Genomic DNA, 16,912 nt, shown 5'->3' with positions numbered 1-16,912 from the left:
GGTTGCTCTCCTCAGTTCGCCGGGCGCCGCAGCGCCTCGATTTCGTGGCTCAGCCGGTGGCCCTCGTCGGTGACGATGCGCTCGATCACCGCGAGGCGATCCTTCACCGAGCCGAGCTCGGCGCGCAGCTGGGCATTTTCCTGGCTGATCAGCTTGACGCGTTCCATCGCCTCGTCGCTGGTCTTGGGATAGACCGCCTTGCCCCAGCTGTTTTCGAGCGGATAGCCGTTCTTGACGCGGAGCCAGGTGGTGAAAACCCAGCCACCGACCCCGGCCAGGCCGACGATCGCGGCGACGGGGGCAACGGCGTTCAGCACATCGAGATTCATCGTCTTCTTCCTCTCAGCGCAGGCGGTCGATCTGGTCGGCGAGCTGCGCCGCCTTCCCGCCCTCTTCGGTCGCGATGCGTTCGAGCACCGAGATCCGCTCTTCCAATCGGCTGACCTGCCCCGCCAGCTTGGCGTTGTCATCGGTCAGCAGGGCGATTTTTCGATCAGCGTCGGGGTCGGTTCGATGAACCGTGCCGCCCCATTCATTCTCAACGGGATAGCCGTGCTTGGCGCGGATCCAGGTGGTGAACATCCAGCCGCCGATCGACAGGGCGATGATGGCGAGGACGAAAGTGGTGCCACCGAAATTCATGAAACGTCTCCCTGTTGCTTCTCAGCCGCTGCTCAGCGCAGGCTTTCAATCTCGTCGGCGAGCCGGCGGTTGTGGCTGGTGTAGTAAAGTTCGATGTCGGCGAGCCGACGGTCGATGTCGCGGAAGCGCGACTTGATGTCGCGGGTCGATGCGGTCGGGTTGCTCCGCACACCCTGCCAGAATTTCGCTTCCTCGGTCGAGCCATAGAGCGCGAACGGCTTGGGCGTGCCCATCCAGGCGACCATCCAGTATGCGATCAGCGTCCAGGGGAAACCGCCCATCAGGGTCAGGAGGACCGCGCCGACGCGAACCCAGAGGACGTCGATCCCGCTATAATCCGCTATCCCTGCGCACACGCCGCTCCATTTGGCGTTCTGCTTGTCGAGGTAGAATTTGGTGCGGCTGGCAGACATCTCAGTTCCTCCGGTTTGTCATGTTTTCGAGCTGCGCCAGTTCTTCATCGCTGCGTACCGCGGGGCGGAAGTCGGGATGATCGGCGCTGATGATGCGTTCGACGGTGTGCAGGCGGTTTTCGAGCCGCCGCGCGGTATCGTAAAGTTCGTCGAGCAGCTGTTCATCTTCTCCGGTCAGCGTCTTGGCCTGTTTCCACTTGGTGATGTAGTGGAGGATCAGCCAGGGCAGACCGAGGAAGAGCGTTCCGATGACGATCGGGACGATGATGACTTCTTCCATCGGTCCGGCTCCTTATTGCTTGCTGGCCTGGGCCGCCTTCAGTGCGGCGAGTTCGTCGGCGACCTTGTCGGCGGCCTGCAGCTCGGCGATCTCTTCGTCGAGCGACTTCTTGTAGCCGAGACCCAGCGCATCGGCGCGGCCTTCGGCTTCGTCGACGCGGCGTTCGAGGATTTCGAAGCGCGAGAAGGCATCTTCGACCCGGTCGCCGTTGGTCATCTCGCGCAGCTTGTAGCGGTTCTCCGCGCTTTCGAGGCGGTTGACGACGCTCGACTGGCGCGCGCGGGCTTCGCTGAGCTTCTTCTGAAGCTTGGCGATATCGGCTTCATAGCCGGTCAGCGCGTCGTCGAGGACGGCGATCTCGGCCTTGAGGCGCTCCGCCATGTCGCCGGCCTTCTGCTTTTCGACGAGCGCGGCGGTGGCGAGGTCTTCGCGGTCTTTCGACAGCGCGAGTTCGGCCTTTTCCTTCCAGCTGTCCTGCAGGCTTTCGAGCTTGGCGATGTGGCGGCGCATCTCCTTCTGGTCCGCGATGGTGCGGGCGGCGGAGGCGCGGACTTCGACGAGCGTTTCGTTCATCTCGAAGATGATCTGGCGGATCATCTTTTCCGGATCCTCGGCCCGGTCGAGCAGGTCGGTGACGTTGGCGGCGATGATGTCGCGGGTTCGTGAGAAAATACCCATTTGAAACTCCTGTCGAAAACTTGAGACCATTGTCTGTTTTTTAAAAAGGCTGGTGCCGGGGCGGGGCAAGGGGGGAGAGTGCCCCGGCACCAGTGCCGGTCAGGCCATCGGGCTGACCGCCGGGGTCGAAGCAGCACCGACCAGGCCGACAACCGGAAGGCCGGCGGCGTTGGCGGCAGTGGCAGGATAGTCGATCGCACCGACGAGGACGGCCAGCGCACCCACCGCGCTGAACGCGAAAGTAGCGGCCTGGGCAATCTTCGTTTTCATCGATTCAACCTTCCTGTTTGCTGCACCGGAGCGCGTTGCGCCGGTTCGCTGATATCTTTGCAGGAGCCGTGCCAATTGCTGAAAACGGCAGAAAAACGGGAAACTTGACGCGTAATTCGCCATCCCGCCCGATTTGCCTTGCCAATGAACGGGAAAATTTGCCAATGATTGGGAATGGAGCGCGAAACGCAATTCATCGGCCAGTCGGCGGCCTTCCAGGATGCGGTCGAACGCGCGAGCCTCGCGGCGTCGCTCGACCGCCCGGTGCTCGTGATCGGCGAGCGCGGGACGGGCAAGGAACTGATCGCCGAGCGCCTCCACCGCCTGTCGACGCGCTGGGATCGTCCTTATGTGATCATGAACTGCGCCGCGATGCCCGAGACGCTGATCGAAAGCGAGCTGTTCGGGCACGAAGCCGGCGCCTTCACGGGCGCGACGCGCAGCCGCGCCGGCCGGTTCGAGGAAGCCGACGGCGGCACGCTGTTCCTCGACGAGCTCGCGACGATGTCGATGGGCGCGCAGGAGCGCCTGCTCCGCGCGGTCGAATATGGCGAAGTCACACGCGTCGGCGCCTCGCGCCCGATCCGCGTCGATGTGCGCATCGTCGCCGCGACGAACGAGCATCTGCCCGCGCTGGTCGACGACAATCGCTTCCGGGCCGACCTGCTCGACCGCCTGTCGTTCGAGGTCATCACCCTGCCCCCCTTGCGCGCGCGCGAAGGCGATATCGAGGTGCTCGCCACCTATTTCGGGCAGCGGATGGCGGCGGTGATCGGCTGGGACGAATGGCCCGGCTTCGGCCCGCGCGCGCTCGCGGCGATGGAGGGACACGACTGGCCGGGAAATGTCCGCGAGCTGAGGAACGTCATCGAGCGCGCCATCTATCGCTGGGCCGACCCGTCGAAACCGGTCGACGCGCTGAGCTTCGACCCCTTTGCCAGTCCGTGGCAGCCCGCGGTGCGGGGCGTAAAGGCTGAACCCGCGAAAGCCGCCGCGACCAACGGCGCCGCGTCCGCCCCCGCCGCGTCGTCGCTGGGGCCGGGGCCGGTCAGCGACCTGCGCGCTGCGGTCGATGGCTATGAAAAGGCGATCCTCGCCGATACGATGGCGCGCTGCCGCTTTAACCAGAAGGTCGCGGCCGAGGCGCTGGGGCTGAGTTACGACCAGATCCGCCACGCGCTGAAGAAGCATGGGCTGAATCAGTAGCATCGAATTGACCCTCCCTGTGGCGAAGCCATGGGGAGGACCGGACTACCCCCCCGGCAACTGGCTATTCAGCGACTCGATCACCGCATCCTGCGTCGACACGAGGTCGGCGAGACGCTCGCGCAGCGCATAGATTTCGGGCAGGCCGTCGACCTGCTCCTCGACGCTGCGGTCGAGGTAGAGGCGATCGATGTCGGCGAGCGCCACCGTCAGCGGCGCGCGCGCCGCGACGAGGCGCGAGATCGCCTGCTGCCCGACGACCCAGCGTTCGCTTGCGACGGACGCCCCCGCAGCGGCCGAAACCGCCGACGCCGTCGCAGCCCGTTCGGCAGCGAACGCCTGCTGGCCCGCGGCCCCATCCGCTTCCCACCGCTGGAGCCGTCCAGCAAGGTCGGTAGGCAGCGGTCCTGGCGGCGCAACGACGATCGCGGGCGGCGCGACATCGAATCGCCCCTCAACCGCACGCTTCGCAAGCGAGGGCCCATCGTTGGCCTGCGTACCGGCACAGGCGGGTAGCGACAGGAACAGCGGGGCAAAAAGAAAGGCGCGCTTCATCGCCGCCCCTGATATGGGCGCGCCGACGGCGCAGCAAGCACCGAATCGGTGGCACGCGCGATAATCGGTGCGGCCCCGCGCATTTGGATGAAAAGCACGGGATTTGGCGGTTGACAGCGACGACTTGGCTCGCTAGTGGCGCTGACTTTCCCGCATGCCGGAAAATCGCCTGCTCTGGCGGGTGACTGGCAGCGCGGGTGTTCTAGTTTCTGATTGGATGGAAGACCATGTTCGCAATCGTGCGCACGGGCGGCAAGCAGTATCGCGTCGCCGCTGGAGACAAGATCGCCGTTGAAAAGATCGACGGCGAAGCCGGCGACACCGTGTCGCTGGGCGACATCCTGCTGGCCGGTGACGGCGGCGACGTGAAGAGCGCCGACGGCCTCGTCGTTTCGGCCGAGATCATCGCCCAGACGCGCGGCGAAAAGGTCATCGTCTTCAAGAAGCGCCGCCGGCACAATTACCGTCGTCGCAACGGCCACCGCCAGTCGCTGACGCTGCTGCGCATCCTCGCCGTCGGCGATGCCAAGAAGGCCGCGCCGAAGAAGGAAGCCGCTCCGAAGGCAGAGGCCGCTCCGGCTGCCGAAGCCAAGGCTGCGCCCGCCAAGGAAGCTGCACCGGCGAAGGAAGCCGCGCCCAAGAAGGCCGCTGCCCCGAAGACCGAAGCCGCTGCCGAAAAGGCCGCACCCGCCAAGAAGCCCGCTGCCAAGAAGGCAGCCCCCAAGAAGGAAGCCTGAGCGCGGCAACGCGGCTCGGCCCTTCGAAAACGAATTAAGGAGCATCAGTCATGGCACATAAGAAAGCAGGCGGTTCTTCGCGCAACGGTCGCGACTCAGCCGGCCGCCGCCTTGGCGTGAAGAAGTTCGGCGGTCAGGAAGTGATCGGCGGCAACATTATCGTGCGCCAGCGCGGCACCAAGGTGTACCCGGGCGCCAACGTCGGCATGGGCAAGGACCACACGCTGTTCGCCACCGCGGACGGCCATGTCCGATTCCACGACGGCAAGCTCGGCCGCAAATATGTATCGGTCGACATGATGGCCGAAGCCGCCGAATAAGGACGATCGCTGACGGGTCGTCCACCAGGGATGACCCGGAGCTGTCCTTTCCGCCTCACGCGGAAACAAGGTTCGAAAAGAGGGAGACGGGTCACCCCGGACTCCCTTTTTTCTTGTCCGAAATCCGTCGCTTGAGACGGCCGGGCGCGAAAACTGGGCCTTCCATCTCCCTCCATATCGAATGTCGTCAAAGCGTCACCATCTGGCGCCAAGGCGACAGGCATTGGGAGTTTGAAAAGATGTTCGCGCGTACCGAAAGACTGTTGCTGCGGCCCGGCTGGCTCGAAGACGCCCCCGCGCTCGCCCGTGCGATCGGCGAAGAGGTGGTGGTCCGCAATCTCGCGACCGCGCCCTGGCCCTATGGCGAGGCGCAGGCGCAGGAATTTCTGTCGAAGCCGATCGATCCCGATCAGCCGCGTTTCCTGATCTTCGCCCGTACCGGCGGCGCACCGCGCCTCGTCGGCGGCTGCGGCATTTCGTCGGGCCCGGAAGGCGAACTCGAAATGGGTTACTGGATCGCGCGGCCCTATTGGGGTCTCGGCTTCGCGACCGAGGCCGGCCGCCAGCTGCTCCACATCGCGCGCGCGATGAACCTGCCGAAGCTGTCGGCGGGCCACTTCCTCGACAATCCCGCGTCGGGGGCCGTGCTGCGCAAGCTGGGCTTTCGCCCCACCGGCAAGGTCGCGCAGCGTTACAGCCTCGCGCGCGGCGGCGAAGCGGCCTGCGCGCTGTTCGAGGAAGGCGACTCCGATGCCGATGGCGGCGTCACCCCGATGCGAAGCCGCATCGGGGTGGACGAGGATTTCCGCGAGGAATTGCGCCTGATGGCAGCATGAGCGCGCCCCTCCCGCTTGCGGGAGGGGCCGTCGCTTACCCCCGCATCTTGTTCACCATGCCCATGATGTCGTCGAGCGGATTGCCGTCGCCGTCCATGTCGAGCATCTTGCCCAGACCGCCCAAGCCGCCGCCGAAACCGCCGGCGGACGGGGCCGCGCCGCCGCCCATCGCGCCGCCGAGGACATTGCCGAGCATGCCGCCGAGGCCGCCGCTCGCACTGGCCGCACTCCCTTGGCCGCTCTGCTTCGCCATATAGCCCGCGACCATCATCGCCAGCATCGGCAGCATCTGCTTGAGCAATCCCGAGTCGATCCCGGTCTGCGCCGCCGCCTGTCCGGCGACCGTGCGGCTGACATCCTTCGACCCGAAAATCTGGCCGAGCACGTCGTTGCCCTGGCTCACCGGCGTCGGCTGCGACCCGAGCACCGAGTCGAGCAACCCGCCGCCGCCGAGCTGGCCGAGCAGCCCGCCCAGCCCTTCGACTCCGCCGCCGCCTTGTGCCTGTTTCTTGAAACCGCCGAGAATCGCGGGAAGCAGCGCGTCGGCGCCCTGTTTCGCCGTCGCAGGCGGGATGCCCAGCTCCTTCGCCATCGATTCGATGCCGCCGGCCTGCGCCAAAATGTCGGTCAGATTCATGGATCATACTCCCGCTGCGGCGCCGATCGGACCGCGCCGATGTCCGTCAGTATAGCAGCGGCCGGGATAAGGAGGAGTCGTCATTTGGCTGTCATTCTCAACTGCATAGTCCTAGCCTGCGACCGTGCGACTCGCCTCTCGGTGAAGCGCCGTGGTCTCTAGTGGGAGCTACACAATGAGCATTTTCGGCAAGATCAAGGACGCCATTTTCGGCAAGAAGGCCGTCGCCGCGGAACCCGCCGCCCCGGCCGCGCCCAGCCCCGTCGGCACCGCGCTCGACGCCGCGACACAGGCCATGGCGGCCGCCGCGGCGGCGCCGGTCGACGTCGATGCGATCCTTACCGCCGAGGCGGCGAAGGCCGGGCAGGACCTCAACTGGCGCACGTCGATCGTCGACCTGATGAAGCTGCTCGGCATCGATTCGAGCCTCGCCAACCGCAAGGAGCTCGCGCAGGAACTCGGCTATACCGGCGATCTCGACGGCAGCGCCGAAATGAACATCTGGCTGCACAAGGCGGTGATGCGCGAACTCGCCGCGAACGGCGGCAAGGTGCCCGCAGACCTTACCGACTGATAGACGGTCGATAATTTTCGACGGGGGTCGGGAAGGCAGAGGCTTTCCCGGCCCCTTTTCGTTGACCGGCGCGCCCGCCCGCCTAGACAGGTTTCAACAGAAACAAGTCGCAGGGAGCCGCCAGTGCAACATCCGCTTTCCACCCCCGTCAGCCGCCGCCACACGCTAGCCGCGCTCGGTGCGGGCTCCGCCGGGCTCGCCATCGCCGGTCCCGCCGCGGCGCTGCAGAACGCGCCCGGGAGCGATGCGCAGCAACTGCTCGACTCGGTCGCCGACAATCTGCTCGCGAAATCGCCCGAGGGCGCGACCTCGCTCGGCATCGACACCGGCGCGCGCGCAGCGATGCGCGGACAGCTCGGCGACCGTTCGGCGGCGGGCGTGCAGGCGCTCGCCGACACGCTGAAGGCCGATGTCGCGCGCGTCCGCGCCTTCGACAAGGGCGGGCTGGGCCATGCGACGCGCACCAGCCTAGCGGTGGTCGAAAGCGCCTATGACGTCGCGCTCGCGGGCTTTGCCCTCCCCTATGGCGACGTCGCGGTCGGCGGGTGGCGCAACACGCCCTATGTCGTGATCCAGAATGTCGGCGCCTATCTCGACATTCCGAAATTCCTCGACAGCGACCATCCGGTGAAAAGCTCGGCCGATGCCGAAGCCTATCTCGCGCGCCTCAATGCCTTTCCGGGCGTGCTCGACGGCGAAACCGAGCGGCTGAAGGCGGCCGGCGGACAGGGGCTGGTCGCCCCCGCCTTCCTGATCGACAAGGCGGTGAAGCAGATGGAGGCGACGGTCGCCGACGCGAAGGCGGGCGGGTCGATGGTCGAAAGCCTCGTCCGCCGCACCGGCGACGCGAAGATCGCCGGCGACTGGAACGCGCGCTCGGCAAAGATCGTGCAGGGTCCGGTCGCCGCGGCGCTCGAACGGCAGCTCGCCGAACTGAAAACGCAGCGGCCGAAAGCGACGATGGACGCCGGCATGTGGGCGCGGCCCGGCGGCGACGAATGGTATGCGTGGGGCCTCCGCGCCTCGACGACGACGCGCATGACCCCCGACGAAATCCACGCGATGGGCCGCGAAGAACTCGCCGAACTCCACGGCCGGATGGACCCGATCCTCAAGAAACTCGGCTACACGCAGGGCAGCGTCGGCGACCGCATGAACGCGCTCGCCCAAGATCCCAAATATAAATTCCCCGACAATGATCAGGGGCGTGCCGAGATCACCGCCTATATCCAGACCTGGCTCGGCAAGATCCGCGCCGAGCTGCCGCGCGCCTTCCGCACGCTGGTCAAGGGCAATGTCGAGGTGAAGCGGCTGCCGCTGGCCGAGGAACCCGGCGCGCCCGCGGCCTATGGCGGCGCGGGGTCGATCGACGGCAGCATCCCGGGACGCTTCTGGATCAACCTGCGCACCACCGAATTGCACAGCAAATATTCGCTGCCCGATCTGACGATGCACGAGGCGATCCCGGGCCACGCCTGGCAGGGCGAATATGCGCATTCGATGCCGCTCATCCGCACCATGCTGGCGTTCAACGCCTATAGCGAAGGCTGGGCGCTCTATGCCGAGCAGCTCGCCGACGAGCTTGGCCTCTACGACGATTTCGAGGTCGGGCGGCTCGGCTATCTCCAGTCGCTCGCCTTTCGCGCGTGCCGCCTCGTCGTCGATACCGGCATCCACGCCAAGCGCTGGACGCGCGAGCAGGGGGTCGACTTTTTCGTCAAGGAAAACGGCTCGAACCCGCTCGAGGTCGCGAGCGAGGTCGACCGCTATTGCAGCTGGGCAGGCCAGGCTTGCGGATACAAGGTCGGGCACAGCGAGATCGTACGGCAGCGCGGGCTCGCGCAAAAAGCGTTGGGGCCGAAATACGACCTGCGCGACTTCGATGATGTGGTGGTCAAGGGCGGCAACGTCCCGCTCGACGTGCTCGCGCAGAATGTCGATGAATATGTGAAGGGGGCGAAGGGCTGATGCGGCGCGCCAACATGCACGCGTGGCTCGGCGCGTTGATCCTCGCCAGCACGCCGGCCGCTGCTGCCGACAGCGCGGACACGTCGCACGTCGCAATCACCACGGCCGACGTCGACCGCTTCTTTCGGCTCTATGACGACCCGGCGCTCGCCGCCGACCCCGACGTTCTGGCGGCGCGCTATCTTGCCACCCCGTCGCCCGGGCTCGCCGAGTTCATGGCGCTGCGCCGGATCACCCCCGAACGGCTCGCGAAGGCGCTGCGCGAAAAGCCCGGCGTGTTCCAGGGCGCGCGCGATTGCGCCGGCAAGCTCGACGATGTCCGCCCGCGGCTGGTCTCTGCGACCGACCGGCTCGCAGAGCTCTATCCGGCGGCCCAATTCCCGCCGATCACGATCGCCATCGGCCGCGCGTCGAGCGCCGGCGTCGGCAACGCGCAGGGGGTTTACATCGGCCTCGAATCGCTGTGCATGGCGAAATTCATCGAGGCCGACGACACGGATCGCTTCGTCCATGTCATCGCGCATGAATATGTCCATGTGCAGCAGCCGCTCGCGCAGGTCGAGGACCGCGACGAAACGGTGCTCCGCGCCGCGCTGGTCGAGGGGGCAGCGGAATTTGTCGCCGAACGGATGACCGGGTCGGTCGCCTATCCGCTGCTCCACCAATGGGCAAAGGGACGCGAGAAGGAGCTGGAGACCGCCTTCCTTGCCGAGAAGGACGGCAAGGCGCTCGAATCGCGCTGGCTGTACAACCAGCGGGGCACCGACGGCTGGCCGGGCGATCTTGGTTATTGGGTCGGCTATCGCGTCGCCAAGGCCTATTACGACCGTGCACCCGACAAGAAGGCGGCGATCAAGGCGATCATCGAGATGGAGGATCCGGCAGCCTTCCTTGCGGAAAGCGGGTGGACGCCGGGGATGACGCTTTAAGAGGCTTCCAGCCCCCATCTTCCGGGCAAGGGTCCGAGATCCGGCTCGACGAACTGCCGCCGCGCTTCCACGGAAAACAGTCGTTCGCGGCTGTAGAAGCGCAGCGGCCAGTCGCGGCGCCCCATATCGGACAGCAGCAGCGCGTTGACCCGCTCGGCCAAGTCCGTTTCCGCTGTTTGTGCGAGAAACAGGCGAACGCCCGCGACATAGGCACGCGTAATGCTGTCGTGATAACCCTGTGTGTCGTCGTTCACCCCGCCGACGCTTTCGTTGAAACGGCGGATGACGCCCGCGATCTCGGCATCGACGTCGATGTCGCGGCGCTCGGTCAGCAACCAGAGGCAAGCGCCGAGATGCGCCTCGTGCGTCCACGCCTCGCGCGGCAGGGCACACGCGAGCAAGCCTTCCCCGATCGCGCGGATTTCGGAGTCGCGCTCGAACAGGCGCGGGGTATATTCGGTAGTCATTTTCCGGTCCTTCCGGGTGAATGAGCACCCGGAAGAGATCCGGGTCCATTATGCCGCGACCGCCGCCTGCGGCGCGGCCTGGCGGACGCCTTCGTCCACATGCTCCGCGAATTGCGCGAAATTGTCGATGAATTGGCCGACCAGCGTTTGCGCGGTGCGGTCATAAGCCGCCTTGTCGGCCCAGGCTTCGCGCGGATCGAGCAGCGCCGTATCGACGCCGGGAACCGCGACGGGGACCATGAAGCCGAAATTGGGGTCCTTGCGGAATTCGGCATCGTTGAGGCTGCCGTCGAGCGCGGCGTTGAGCAGCGCGCGCGTCGCCTTGATCGGCATGCGTTTGATGCCGTCCATCGTCGCCATGCCGCCGGTCCAGCCGGTGTTGACGAGCCAGCACTGAACCCCGCCCTTGGCGATACGCTCCTTGAGCAAATTGCCATAGACTGACGGATGGCGCGGCATGAAGGGCGCGCCGAAGCAGGTCGAGAAGGTCGCCTCGGGCTCCGTCACGCCGATCTCGGTCCCCGCGACGCGCGCGGTATAGCCCGAGAGGAAATGATACATCGCCTGGTCGGCGGTGAGCTTCGCGATCGGCGGCAACACGCCATAGGCATCGGCGGTGAGCATGATTATCGTCTGCGGCACCGGGCCCATATTCTGTTCCGACGTGTTCGGGATGAAGTCGATCGGATACGAACCGCGGCTGTTCTCGGCGAGGCTCGCGTCGTCGAAGTCGAGTTCGCGCGTCGCGGGATCCATCACGACATTTTCGAGTATCGTGCCGAAACGCTTGGTCGTCGCGAAAATCTCGGGCTCGGCCTCGGGCGAGAGGCGGATCATCTTGGCGTAGCAGCCGCCCTCGAAGTTGAAGACGGCGGTGTCCGACCAGCCATGCTCATCGTCGCCGATCAGCGTGCGCGAAGCGTCGGCCGACAGCGTGGTCTTGCCGGTGCCCGAAAGGCCGAAGAAGACGGCGGTGTCGCCCTTGGGCCCGATGTTCGCCGAGCAGTGCATCGGCATGACACCCTTTACGGGGAGCAGATAGTTTAGGATGCCGAACACCGACTTCTTCATCTCGCCGGCATATTGCGTGCCGCCGATCAGGATCAGCTTTTCGGTGAAATTGACCGCGATCACCGTTTCGCTGCGCGTGCCATGCTTCGCCGGGTCGGCGCGGAAGCTGGGCAGGTCGATGATCGTATATTCGGCCGCGAAGCTCGCCAGCTCCCCGGCCGTCGGGCGGCAGAGCAGGGTGCGAATGAACTGGCTGTGCCAGGCGAATTCGGTGATGACCTGCACGCCGACGCGATGTTCCGCCTGCGAGCCGCCGAACAGCTGCTGGCGATAGAGGCGCGGACGCTCGGCGAGGTGCGCGAGGAAATCGGCCTTGAGCGCCGCGAAATGATCGGGGGTCATCGGGACGTTCGTCTTGCCCCACCAGATGGTGTCGGCGGTCTCGGCGTCCTGGACGATGAACTTGTCCTTGGCGCTACGGCCCGTGTGCTTGCCCGTCTGGACGACGAGCGGACCGTCCTTGGCGAGCCGGCCTTCATCGTGGCGCACCGCATCCTCGATCAGCGCCGACGTGCCCCAGTTTTCGGCTACATCCGCCTTTGTCTCGACGGTGTCGCTGCCGATCACAACCTTGGTCATTTGCTTCGCCTTTCCTTGTCGGGCATCGCCGTTGCATACCTATGCAATACGTAGCGCGCTAATGGGCTGGCCCGCATCTACATGGGTGCCGACGTGTCCGCCGATTCCGAAATCCCGGCCGCGTTAGCGAGGGCAAAGGCGGAGGTCAAAAGATTAACGTGGCGCAGTGCAGCATGTGCGACGGGCGTATGGCGGGGGGAACCGGTGGCAATGCGCGCGCGGTTGTCGCTGGCCGCCGGATAGGCTAATCGCTCAATCGGAGCCCCGCCCAACGGAAAGAGCATGACGGCAACCATCGCGTTGGTCGACGATGACCGCAATATCCTGCAATCCCTGTCCATCGCGCTGCAGGCCGAAGGCTTCGTCACCCGCGTCTATTCGGACGGCGAGGCGGCGTTGAAGCCGCTGATCGATAATCCGCCCGACCTGGCCGTCTTCGACATCAAGATGCCGCGCATGGACGGGCTCGAACTGCTCCGCCGCCTGCGCGAGAAAAGCCAGCTGCCCGTCATCTTCCTGACCAGCAAGGACGACGAGATCGACGAGGCGTTGGGCCTCGCGATGGGAGCCGACGATTATATCGCCAAACCCTTTTCGCAGCGCCTCGTCATCGCGCGCATCCGGGCGATCCTGCGCCGCGTCGAGCTCAACCGCAGCGCGCCGAGCGAGGACGACGAGCCCGTCGCCGAACCGATCACGCGCGGGCGGCTACAGATGGACCCCGCGCGCCACAAGGTCGCGTGGGACGGCAAGGATGTCACGCTGACCGTCACCGAATTCCTGATCCTCGAAACGCTCGCGGCGCGTCCGGGCATCGTGCGCAGCCGCAACCAGTTGATGGACGCCGCCTATCAGGACGACGTCTATATCGACGACCGCACGATCGACAGCCACATCAAGCGTCTGCGCCGCAAGTTCCGCGAGGTCGACCCCGAGTTCGACGCGATCGCGACCCTCTATGGCGCAGGATATCGCTTTGCCGATGAAAGCTGACGACTTGAAAGCCGACGCGAGCATCGCCGAGCAGGAGGAATCGCCGCTCGTCTGGTCGGCGCGCTGGTCGCTGACCACGCGCATCCTGGCGGTCAACATCCTCGCCGTCGCGCTGCTGGCGGGCGGCTTCTATTATCTCGACACCTATCGCAGCCGGCTGGTCGACACGCGCATCGAGGTGATGAAGGACCAGCTCGCCATGCTCGACAGCGCGCTCGAAGCCGCGCGGCCCGACCAGCGCGCCACCCTGATCAGCGAATTCACCGCGGCGACCGAATCGCGGCTGCGCTTCTACGGCGCCGACGGGCGACGCCTGTCCGACAGCTTCGCAAGCGGGCCACCGACCTACACGCTGCGCGATCCCGAGCTGCAACCGTGGAAACGCGATGCGGCGCGCGCGATGGACCGCGGCATCGACTGGATCGTCGGTGCGCCGAGCTATCCCGATTTCGAGGAACCGCGCGTCGACCGCGCGCAATCGTGGCCCGAGGTGATCGACGCACAGCGGAGCGGCCTCGCGGCGAGCCGCTTCCGCTATGCCCCCGAACGCACGCCGCTGCTGAGCGCCGCGCGCGTCGTCGATCTCGAAACGCCGCAGACGGTGTTGATGACGCTCAACGCGCGCGACATCACGCGGACGGTGCGCGCCGAACGTTTCCGGCTCGCGGTGGTCATCCTCGTCGTGCTGATGACATCGGTGCTGCTCTCGCTCTTCCTCGCGCGCACGATCGTTCGGCCCCTGCGGCGCCTCGCGCGCGCGGCGGTGCGCGTCCGCCTCGGCCGCGCCCGCGAGGTCGTCGTCCCGCGCCTGCCGAGTCGCCGCGACGAGATCGGCACGCTCGCGCGCGCGCTTTCGGACATGACGCAAGCCCTTCGTGAACGCATCGACGCGGGCGAGCATTTCGCCGCCGATGTGACGCACGAACTGAAGAACCCGATCGCCTCGGTCCGCTCGGCGATCGAGGGGCTGGGCCGCGTCACGAGCGACGAGCAGCGCGCGCAACTGCTCCGCATTGCCGACGAGGACGTCCGGCGCCTCGACCGGCTGGTCAGCGACATCAGCGAGGCGAGCCGCGTCGATGCGCAGCTGTCGCGCGCGCTGTTCGAGCCCGTCGATGTCGGCATCATGATCGAATCGATGCTCGCCTCGCGCGCCGCGCGCGTCGAGGCGGGCGCGCCGCACCCGCGCGTCGCCTTCGCGCGCCCGCGCAAGGGAACCACGGTGGTGATGGGCGACGGCCACCGGCTCGAGCGGGCGATCGACAATGTCATCGACAATGCGATCAGCTTCTCGCCGGCGGACGGCCTCGTCTGCGTGTCGGCGACGCGGCTCGGCGACGAGGTGCATGTCAAGGTCGACGATGACGGTCCCGGAATCGAGCCCGCACAGCGCGACGCCATTTTTCGCCGCTTTCACAGCGAGCGCCCGTCGGGCGAGGCGTTCGGCCGCCACAGCGGCCTCGGCCTCGCGATCGCGCGGACGATCGTCGAGGGGCACAGCGGGACGATCAGCGCCAAGGATCGCGACGACGGCAAACCCGGCGCCAGCCTGCTGATCACGCTACCGGCGCGCGAGGGTGGGCAGGAGGCGGCCTGACGCCCCCGCATCCTATCGCCTTGCGGCACCGCTTCGGCGCCGGTAAGCCTTGCGCCATGCTTCCGAGCCGGACCAGAACCGAAATCGTCAATATCCATGCGAGCTGCGTCGCCGCGGGCAATGGCGGCGTGTTGATCCTCGGCAATTCGGGGCAAGGCAAGTCGGACCTCGCGCTGCGGCTGATCGACCGCGGCGCCAGGCTGGTTGCCGACGACCGCTGCGATATCTGGTTCGAGCGGGGCCGCCTGTGGTGCCGCCCGCCCGAGACGCTCGCAGGCAAGCTCGAGGTGCGCGGGATCGGGATTATCGAACGGCCCTGGACGGCGCCGGTGCCGCTCGCGCTCGCGGTGCGGCTGTCCGACCGCTACGACCGCATGCCCGCGGTGGGTCAGGTCGAGACGGTGGCGGGCCACCCGCTTCCCGCGCTGTTGCTGTCGGCATTCGAGGCGTCGGCCCCGATCAAGATCCTGCTTGCGCTTGAACGGCTGGCACCCGCCGCATGAGCGAGAACGCCGAATCGCGCTTGCTGCTGGTGACCGGCCTGTCGGGCGCGGGCAAGTCGACCGTGCTCAAGGTGCTCGAGGATCTGGGTTGGGAAGTCGTCGACAACCTCCCCCTCGCGCTGCTCGAAACGCTGATCGACGCGCCCGTCAAGCGCGGCGAGGCGGGGCGCCCGCTCGCGATCGGCATCGACAGCCGGAGCCGCGGCTTCCGTCCCGCGCTGCTCGTGCGGCGGATCAAGGAATTGCGCGAGAGCGGCCGCCGCGACATCCAGACTTTGTTCCTCGACTGCGCGGGCGCCGAGCTCGAACGCCGCTTTTCCGAAACGCGGCGCCGCCACCCGATGGCCGAGGACCGCCCCGCCGCCGACGGGATCGCGCGCGAGCGCGAGATGATGGAGCCGCTCCGCCGCTGGGCCGAGCATGTCGTCGACACGACCAACTACAGCAGCAACGACCTGCAACAGGAAATCCGCCAGCGCTTCGGCGACGCGGAAGAAGGCGAGCCGGTGCTCAACGTCATGAGCTTCGGCTTTGCGCGCGGCCTGCCCCGCAACGCCGACCTGGTGTTCGACATGCGCTACCTGCGCAACCCGCATTGGGATCCGAAGCTCAAGCCCGGCACCGGACTCGATGCCGATGTTGCCGCCTATGTGATCGCCGACCCCGCCTATGAGGACAGCGTATCGCAGATCGAGCGGCTGATCCTGACGCTGCTGCCGCGCTACCGCGCCGAGGGCAAAAGCTATGTCACCATTGCCTTTGGCTGCACCGGCGGGCGCCACCGCTCGGTCCATGTCGCGGCGCGTGTTGCCCGAAGGCTACGCGAGTCCGGATATGAGCCAACGCTGACCCACCGCAATCTTGACTCCGCCCCGCAAGATGGGCTTGAGGGCAAGCCCCCGCCCGCTTCTCCCGCATCCGGCGGCAACATATAAGGGTCGACGACTGCATGCCGAACGATAAGGCTCTGCCACTCCTGGGAATGGTGCTCGTCACCCACGGCCGTCTCGCCGAGGAAATGGTGCGCGCGATGGAGCATGTCGTCGGTCCGCAGCGCGCCATCGCCACCGTGTGCATCGGCCCCAACGACAATATGGAGATGCGGCGCAAGGAAATCGCCGATGCGATTCGCAACGTCGATGAGGGCCGCGGCGTCGTGATACTGACCGACCTGTTCGGCGGCACGCCCTCGAACCTCGCGATCAGCCTGCTCGAATCGGGTCGCACCGAAGTGATCGCGGGCGTCAACCTGCCGATGCTGATCCGCCTCGAAAGCGCGCGCAAGACGATGGAATTGCGCGCCGCGGTGATCGCGGCGAAAGAAGCCGGCCAGAAATATATTTCGGTCGCGTCGGAAATGCTGGGAGTGGGACCATGAGCGAGATTTCCGAAACCGTCGAAATCACCAACCAGCGCGGCCTGCATGCGCGCGCGAGCGCCAAATTCGTGACCTTTGTCAGCCGCCTGCCCGAAAGCGTGTCGGTCGAGGTCGAAAAGGGCGGCAGCCGCGTCAACGGCACGTCGATCATGGGGCTGATGATGCTCGGCGCCGCGAAGGGCGATTCGATCACCATCCATACCAGGGGCGACGGCGCCGACGCCGCGCTGCTGAAGCTGGTCGGGCTCGTCAAGGACAGCTTCGGCGAGGATTGAGCCC

General features: G+C 66.4%; 23 protein-coding genes. 13 read left to right on the top strand and 10 right to left on the bottom strand.

Going from position 1 to position 16,912, the window contains the following annotated elements; all coding sequences use genetic code 11:
* Positions 1-11: 11 nt before the first annotated feature.
* The 6 genes from HDC29_RS01930 to HDC29_RS01905 form a co-directional block, all read right to left on the bottom strand.
* Positions 12-329: a hypothetical protein gene (locus tag HDC29_RS01930; RefSeq protein WP_179493844.1), complete on the bottom strand. Its 318-nt coding sequence runs from the start codon at positions 327-329 to the stop codon at positions 12-14.
* A gap of 13 nt (positions 330-342) precedes the next feature.
* A complete protein-coding gene (locus HDC29_RS01925) occupies positions 343-642 on the bottom strand; it encodes a hypothetical protein (protein ID WP_136175941.1) in 300 nt (99 codons plus the stop codon).
* 32 nt (positions 643-674) lie between these two features.
* Positions 675-1,055, bottom strand: coding sequence for an envelope stress response membrane protein PspC (gene pspC, locus HDC29_RS01920; RefSeq protein ID WP_179493842.1), 381 nt, complete (start codon positions 1,053-1,055; stop codon positions 675-677).
* 1 nt (position 1,056) lies between these two features.
* Complete coding sequence (gene pspB, locus HDC29_RS01915) at positions 1,057-1,335, bottom strand: envelope stress response membrane protein PspB (RefSeq protein WP_037554911.1); 279 nt, start codon at positions 1,333-1,335, stop codon at positions 1,057-1,059.
* A gap of 12 nt (positions 1,336-1,347) precedes the next feature.
* Positions 1,348-2,013 carry a phage shock protein PspA gene (pspA, locus tag HDC29_RS01910; protein ID WP_179493840.1) on the bottom strand — a complete coding sequence of 222 codons (666 nt, stop codon included), beginning with the start codon at positions 2,011-2,013 and terminating at the stop codon, positions 1,348-1,350.
* 99 nt (positions 2,014-2,112) lie between these two features.
* Positions 2,113-2,406 carry a hypothetical protein gene (locus HDC29_RS01905; protein WP_179493838.1) on the bottom strand — a complete coding sequence of 98 codons (294 nt, stop codon included), beginning with the start codon at positions 2,404-2,406 and terminating at the stop codon, positions 2,113-2,115.
* A gap of 51 nt (positions 2,407-2,457) precedes the next feature.
* On the opposite strand from HDC29_RS01905, the gene pspF reads away from it, so the two are divergent.
* A complete protein-coding gene (pspF, locus tag HDC29_RS01900) occupies positions 2,458-3,489 on the top strand; it encodes a phage shock protein operon transcriptional activator (RefSeq protein WP_179493836.1) in 1,032 nt (343 codons plus the stop codon).
* A gap of 45 nt (positions 3,490-3,534) precedes the next feature.
* On the opposite strand, the gene HDC29_RS01895 is transcribed toward pspF, so the two are convergent.
* Complete coding sequence (locus HDC29_RS01895) at positions 3,535-4,044, bottom strand: hypothetical protein (protein ID WP_179493834.1); 510 nt, start codon at positions 4,042-4,044, stop codon at positions 3,535-3,537.
* A 227-nt stretch (positions 4,045-4,271) separates the two neighbouring features.
* Here HDC29_RS01895 and rplU point away from each other — a divergent pair, with 227 nt between their 5' ends.
* The 3 genes from rplU (at position 4,272) to HDC29_RS01880 (ending at position 5,937) form a co-directional block, all read left to right on the top strand.
* A complete protein-coding gene (gene rplU / locus HDC29_RS01890; protein WP_179493832.1) occupies positions 4,272-4,781 on the top strand; it encodes a 50S ribosomal protein L21 in 510 nt (169 codons plus the stop codon).
* 50 nt (positions 4,782-4,831) lie between these two features.
* Positions 4,832-5,101 carry a 50S ribosomal protein L27 gene (rpmA, locus tag HDC29_RS01885; RefSeq protein ID WP_179493830.1) on the top strand — a complete coding sequence of 90 codons (270 nt, stop codon included), beginning with the start codon at positions 4,832-4,834 and terminating at the stop codon, positions 5,099-5,101.
* A 239-nt stretch (positions 5,102-5,340) separates the two neighbouring features.
* Positions 5,341-5,937, top strand: a complete 597-nt coding sequence (locus tag HDC29_RS01880) for a GNAT family N-acetyltransferase (RefSeq protein ID WP_179493828.1) — start codon at positions 5,341-5,343, stop codon at positions 5,935-5,937.
* A 34-nt stretch (positions 5,938-5,971) separates the two neighbouring features.
* On the opposite strand, the gene HDC29_RS01875 is transcribed toward HDC29_RS01880, so the two are convergent.
* The gene (locus HDC29_RS01875) at positions 5,972-6,574 is read right to left on the bottom strand and encodes a DUF937 domain-containing protein (protein WP_179493825.1); all 603 of its coding nucleotides are present in this window, start codon (positions 6,572-6,574) and stop codon (positions 5,972-5,974) included.
* 175 nt (positions 6,575-6,749) lie between these two features.
* On the opposite strand from HDC29_RS01875, the gene HDC29_RS01870 reads away from it, so the two are divergent.
* From HDC29_RS01870 to HDC29_RS01860, 3 genes are all read left to right on the top strand, one after another.
* Complete coding sequence (locus HDC29_RS01870; RefSeq protein ID WP_179493823.1) at positions 6,750-7,148, top strand: DUF3597 domain-containing protein; 399 nt, start codon at positions 6,750-6,752, stop codon at positions 7,146-7,148.
* A 123-nt stretch (positions 7,149-7,271) separates the two neighbouring features.
* Positions 7,272-9,116, top strand: coding sequence for a DUF885 domain-containing protein (locus HDC29_RS01865; RefSeq protein WP_179493821.1), 1,845 nt, complete (start codon positions 7,272-7,274; stop codon positions 9,114-9,116).
* Positions 9,116-10,045: a DUF2268 domain-containing putative Zn-dependent protease gene (locus HDC29_RS01860; RefSeq protein ID WP_179493820.1), complete on the top strand. Its 930-nt coding sequence runs from the start codon at positions 9,116-9,118 to the stop codon at positions 10,043-10,045. The genes HDC29_RS01865 and HDC29_RS01860 overlap by 1 nt, the downstream gene beginning before the upstream one ends.
* On the opposite strand, the gene HDC29_RS01855 is transcribed toward HDC29_RS01860, so the two are convergent.
* Together HDC29_RS01855 and HDC29_RS01850 are read right to left on the bottom strand one after the other, a co-directional pair.
* Positions 10,042-10,512 carry a hypothetical protein gene (locus HDC29_RS01855; protein WP_179493818.1) on the bottom strand — a complete coding sequence of 157 codons (471 nt, stop codon included), beginning with the start codon at positions 10,510-10,512 and terminating at the stop codon, positions 10,042-10,044. The two genes, HDC29_RS01860 and HDC29_RS01855, sit on opposite strands and share 4 nt — an antisense overlap.
* Positions 10,513-10,560: 48 nt before the next feature.
* Positions 10,561-12,162: a phosphoenolpyruvate carboxykinase gene (locus tag HDC29_RS01850; protein WP_179493816.1), complete on the bottom strand. Its 1,602-nt coding sequence runs from the start codon at positions 12,160-12,162 to the stop codon at positions 10,561-10,563.
* A gap of 282 nt (positions 12,163-12,444) precedes the next feature.
* Here HDC29_RS01850 and HDC29_RS01845 point away from each other — a divergent pair, with 282 nt between their 5' ends.
* Genes HDC29_RS01845 through HDC29_RS01820 form a run of 6 tightly spaced genes read left to right on the top strand, consistent with a single transcriptional unit; the run spans position 12,445 to position 16,908 of the window.
* Positions 12,445-13,155 (top strand): response regulator transcription factor, encoded by a 711-nt coding sequence (locus HDC29_RS01845; protein ID WP_179493814.1) that lies wholly within the window; start codon positions 12,445-12,447, stop codon positions 13,153-13,155.
* Positions 13,145-14,752 carry a sensor histidine kinase gene (locus tag HDC29_RS01840; RefSeq protein WP_257018002.1) on the top strand — a complete coding sequence of 536 codons (1,608 nt, stop codon included), beginning with the start codon at positions 13,145-13,147 and terminating at the stop codon, positions 14,750-14,752. Before HDC29_RS01845 ends, HDC29_RS01840 begins: the two co-directional genes overlap by 11 nt.
* A 56-nt stretch (positions 14,753-14,808) precedes the next feature.
* Positions 14,809-15,255 (top strand): HPr kinase/phosphorylase, encoded by a 447-nt coding sequence (locus tag HDC29_RS01835; RefSeq protein ID WP_179493810.1) that lies wholly within the window; start codon positions 14,809-14,811, stop codon positions 15,253-15,255.
* Positions 15,252-16,190: an RNase adapter RapZ gene (rapZ, locus tag HDC29_RS01830; protein ID WP_179493808.1), complete on the top strand. Its 939-nt coding sequence runs from the start codon at positions 15,252-15,254 to the stop codon at positions 16,188-16,190. Before HDC29_RS01835 ends, rapZ begins: the two co-directional genes overlap by 4 nt.
* Before the next feature lie 14 nt (positions 16,191-16,204).
* On the top strand, positions 16,205-16,633 hold the full coding sequence (locus HDC29_RS01825) for a PTS sugar transporter subunit IIA (protein ID WP_179493807.1): 429 nt from the start codon (positions 16,205-16,207) through the stop codon (positions 16,631-16,633).
* Positions 16,630-16,908, top strand: a complete 279-nt coding sequence (locus HDC29_RS01820) for an HPr family phosphocarrier protein (RefSeq protein ID WP_179493804.1) — start codon at positions 16,630-16,632, stop codon at positions 16,906-16,908. Before HDC29_RS01825 ends, HDC29_RS01820 begins: the two co-directional genes overlap by 4 nt.
* Positions 16,909-16,912: the final 4 nt, after the last annotated feature.

Source organism: Sphingopyxis sp. JAI108 (assembly GCF_013410105.1).
GTDB classification, from domain to species: Bacteria; Pseudomonadota; Alphaproteobacteria; order Sphingomonadales; family Sphingomonadaceae; genus Sphingopyxis; species Sphingopyxis chilensis.
The sequence above is the reverse complement of the archived record's forward strand: the minus strand, read 5'-3'. Positions and strand labels throughout refer to the sequence as shown.

What these genes read in the sequence shown, in the direction of transcription:
- HDC29_RS01825 (WP_179493807.1), top strand. Translation starts at nt 16,205, where the DNA reads ATGCCGAACGATAAGGCTCTGCCACTCCTGGGAATGGTGCTCGTCACC.
- rapZ (WP_179493808.1), top strand. Translation starts at nt 15,252, where the DNA reads ATGAGCGAGAACGCCGAATCGCGCTTGCTGCTGGTGACCGGCCTGTCG.
- pspF (WP_179493836.1), top strand. Translation starts at nt 2,458, where the DNA reads ATGGAGCGCGAAACGCAATTCATCGGCCAGTCGGCGGCCTTCCAGGAT.
- pspA (WP_179493840.1), bottom strand. Translation starts at nt 2,013, where the DNA reads ATGGGTATTTTCTCACGAACCCGCGACATCATCGCCGCCAACGTCACC.
- HDC29_RS01875 (WP_179493825.1), bottom strand. Translation starts at nt 6,574, where the DNA reads ATGAATCTGACCGACATTTTGGCGCAGGCCGGCGGCATCGAATCGATG.
- HDC29_RS01835 (WP_179493810.1), top strand. Translation starts at nt 14,809, where the DNA reads ATGCTTCCGAGCCGGACCAGAACCGAAATCGTCAATATCCATGCGAGC.
- HDC29_RS01870 (WP_179493823.1), top strand. Translation starts at nt 6,750, where the DNA reads ATGAGCATTTTCGGCAAGATCAAGGACGCCATTTTCGGCAAGAAGGCC.
- rplU (WP_179493832.1), top strand. Translation starts at nt 4,272, where the DNA reads ATGTTCGCAATCGTGCGCACGGGCGGCAAGCAGTATCGCGTCGCCGCT.
- HDC29_RS01895 (WP_179493834.1), bottom strand. Translation starts at nt 4,044, where the DNA reads ATGAAGCGCGCCTTTCTTTTTGCCCCGCTGTTCCTGTCGCTACCCGCC.
- HDC29_RS01850 (WP_179493816.1), bottom strand. Translation starts at nt 12,162, where the DNA reads ATGACCAAGGTTGTGATCGGCAGCGACACCGTCGAGACAAAGGCGGAT.
- HDC29_RS01880 (WP_179493828.1), top strand. Translation starts at nt 5,341, where the DNA reads ATGTTCGCGCGTACCGAAAGACTGTTGCTGCGGCCCGGCTGGCTCGAA.
- pspC (WP_179493842.1), bottom strand. Translation starts at nt 1,055, where the DNA reads ATGTCTGCCAGCCGCACCAAATTCTACCTCGACAAGCAGAACGCCAAA.
- pspB (WP_037554911.1), bottom strand. Translation starts at nt 1,335, where the DNA reads ATGGAAGAAGTCATCATCGTCCCGATCGTCATCGGAACGCTCTTCCTC.
- HDC29_RS01905 (WP_179493838.1), bottom strand. Translation starts at nt 2,406, where the DNA reads ATGGCGAATTACGCGTCAAGTTTCCCGTTTTTCTGCCGTTTTCAGCAA.
- HDC29_RS01845 (WP_179493814.1), top strand. Translation starts at nt 12,445, where the DNA reads ATGACGGCAACCATCGCGTTGGTCGACGATGACCGCAATATCCTGCAA.
- HDC29_RS01860 (WP_179493820.1), top strand. Translation starts at nt 9,116, where the DNA reads ATGCGGCGCGCCAACATGCACGCGTGGCTCGGCGCGTTGATCCTCGCC.
- HDC29_RS01840 (WP_257018002.1), top strand. Translation starts at nt 13,145, where the DNA reads ATGAAAGCTGACGACTTGAAAGCCGACGCGAGCATCGCCGAGCAGGAG.
- HDC29_RS01930 (WP_179493844.1), bottom strand. Translation starts at nt 329, where the DNA reads ATGAATCTCGATGTGCTGAACGCCGTTGCCCCCGTCGCCGCGATCGTC.
- rpmA (WP_179493830.1), top strand. Translation starts at nt 4,832, where the DNA reads ATGGCACATAAGAAAGCAGGCGGTTCTTCGCGCAACGGTCGCGACTCA.
- HDC29_RS01925 (WP_136175941.1), bottom strand. Translation starts at nt 642, where the DNA reads ATGAATTTCGGTGGCACCACTTTCGTCCTCGCCATCATCGCCCTGTCG.
- HDC29_RS01855 (WP_179493818.1), bottom strand. Translation starts at nt 10,512, where the DNA reads ATGACTACCGAATATACCCCGCGCCTGTTCGAGCGCGACTCCGAAATC.
- HDC29_RS01820 (WP_179493804.1), top strand. Translation starts at nt 16,630, where the DNA reads ATGAGCGAGATTTCCGAAACCGTCGAAATCACCAACCAGCGCGGCCTG.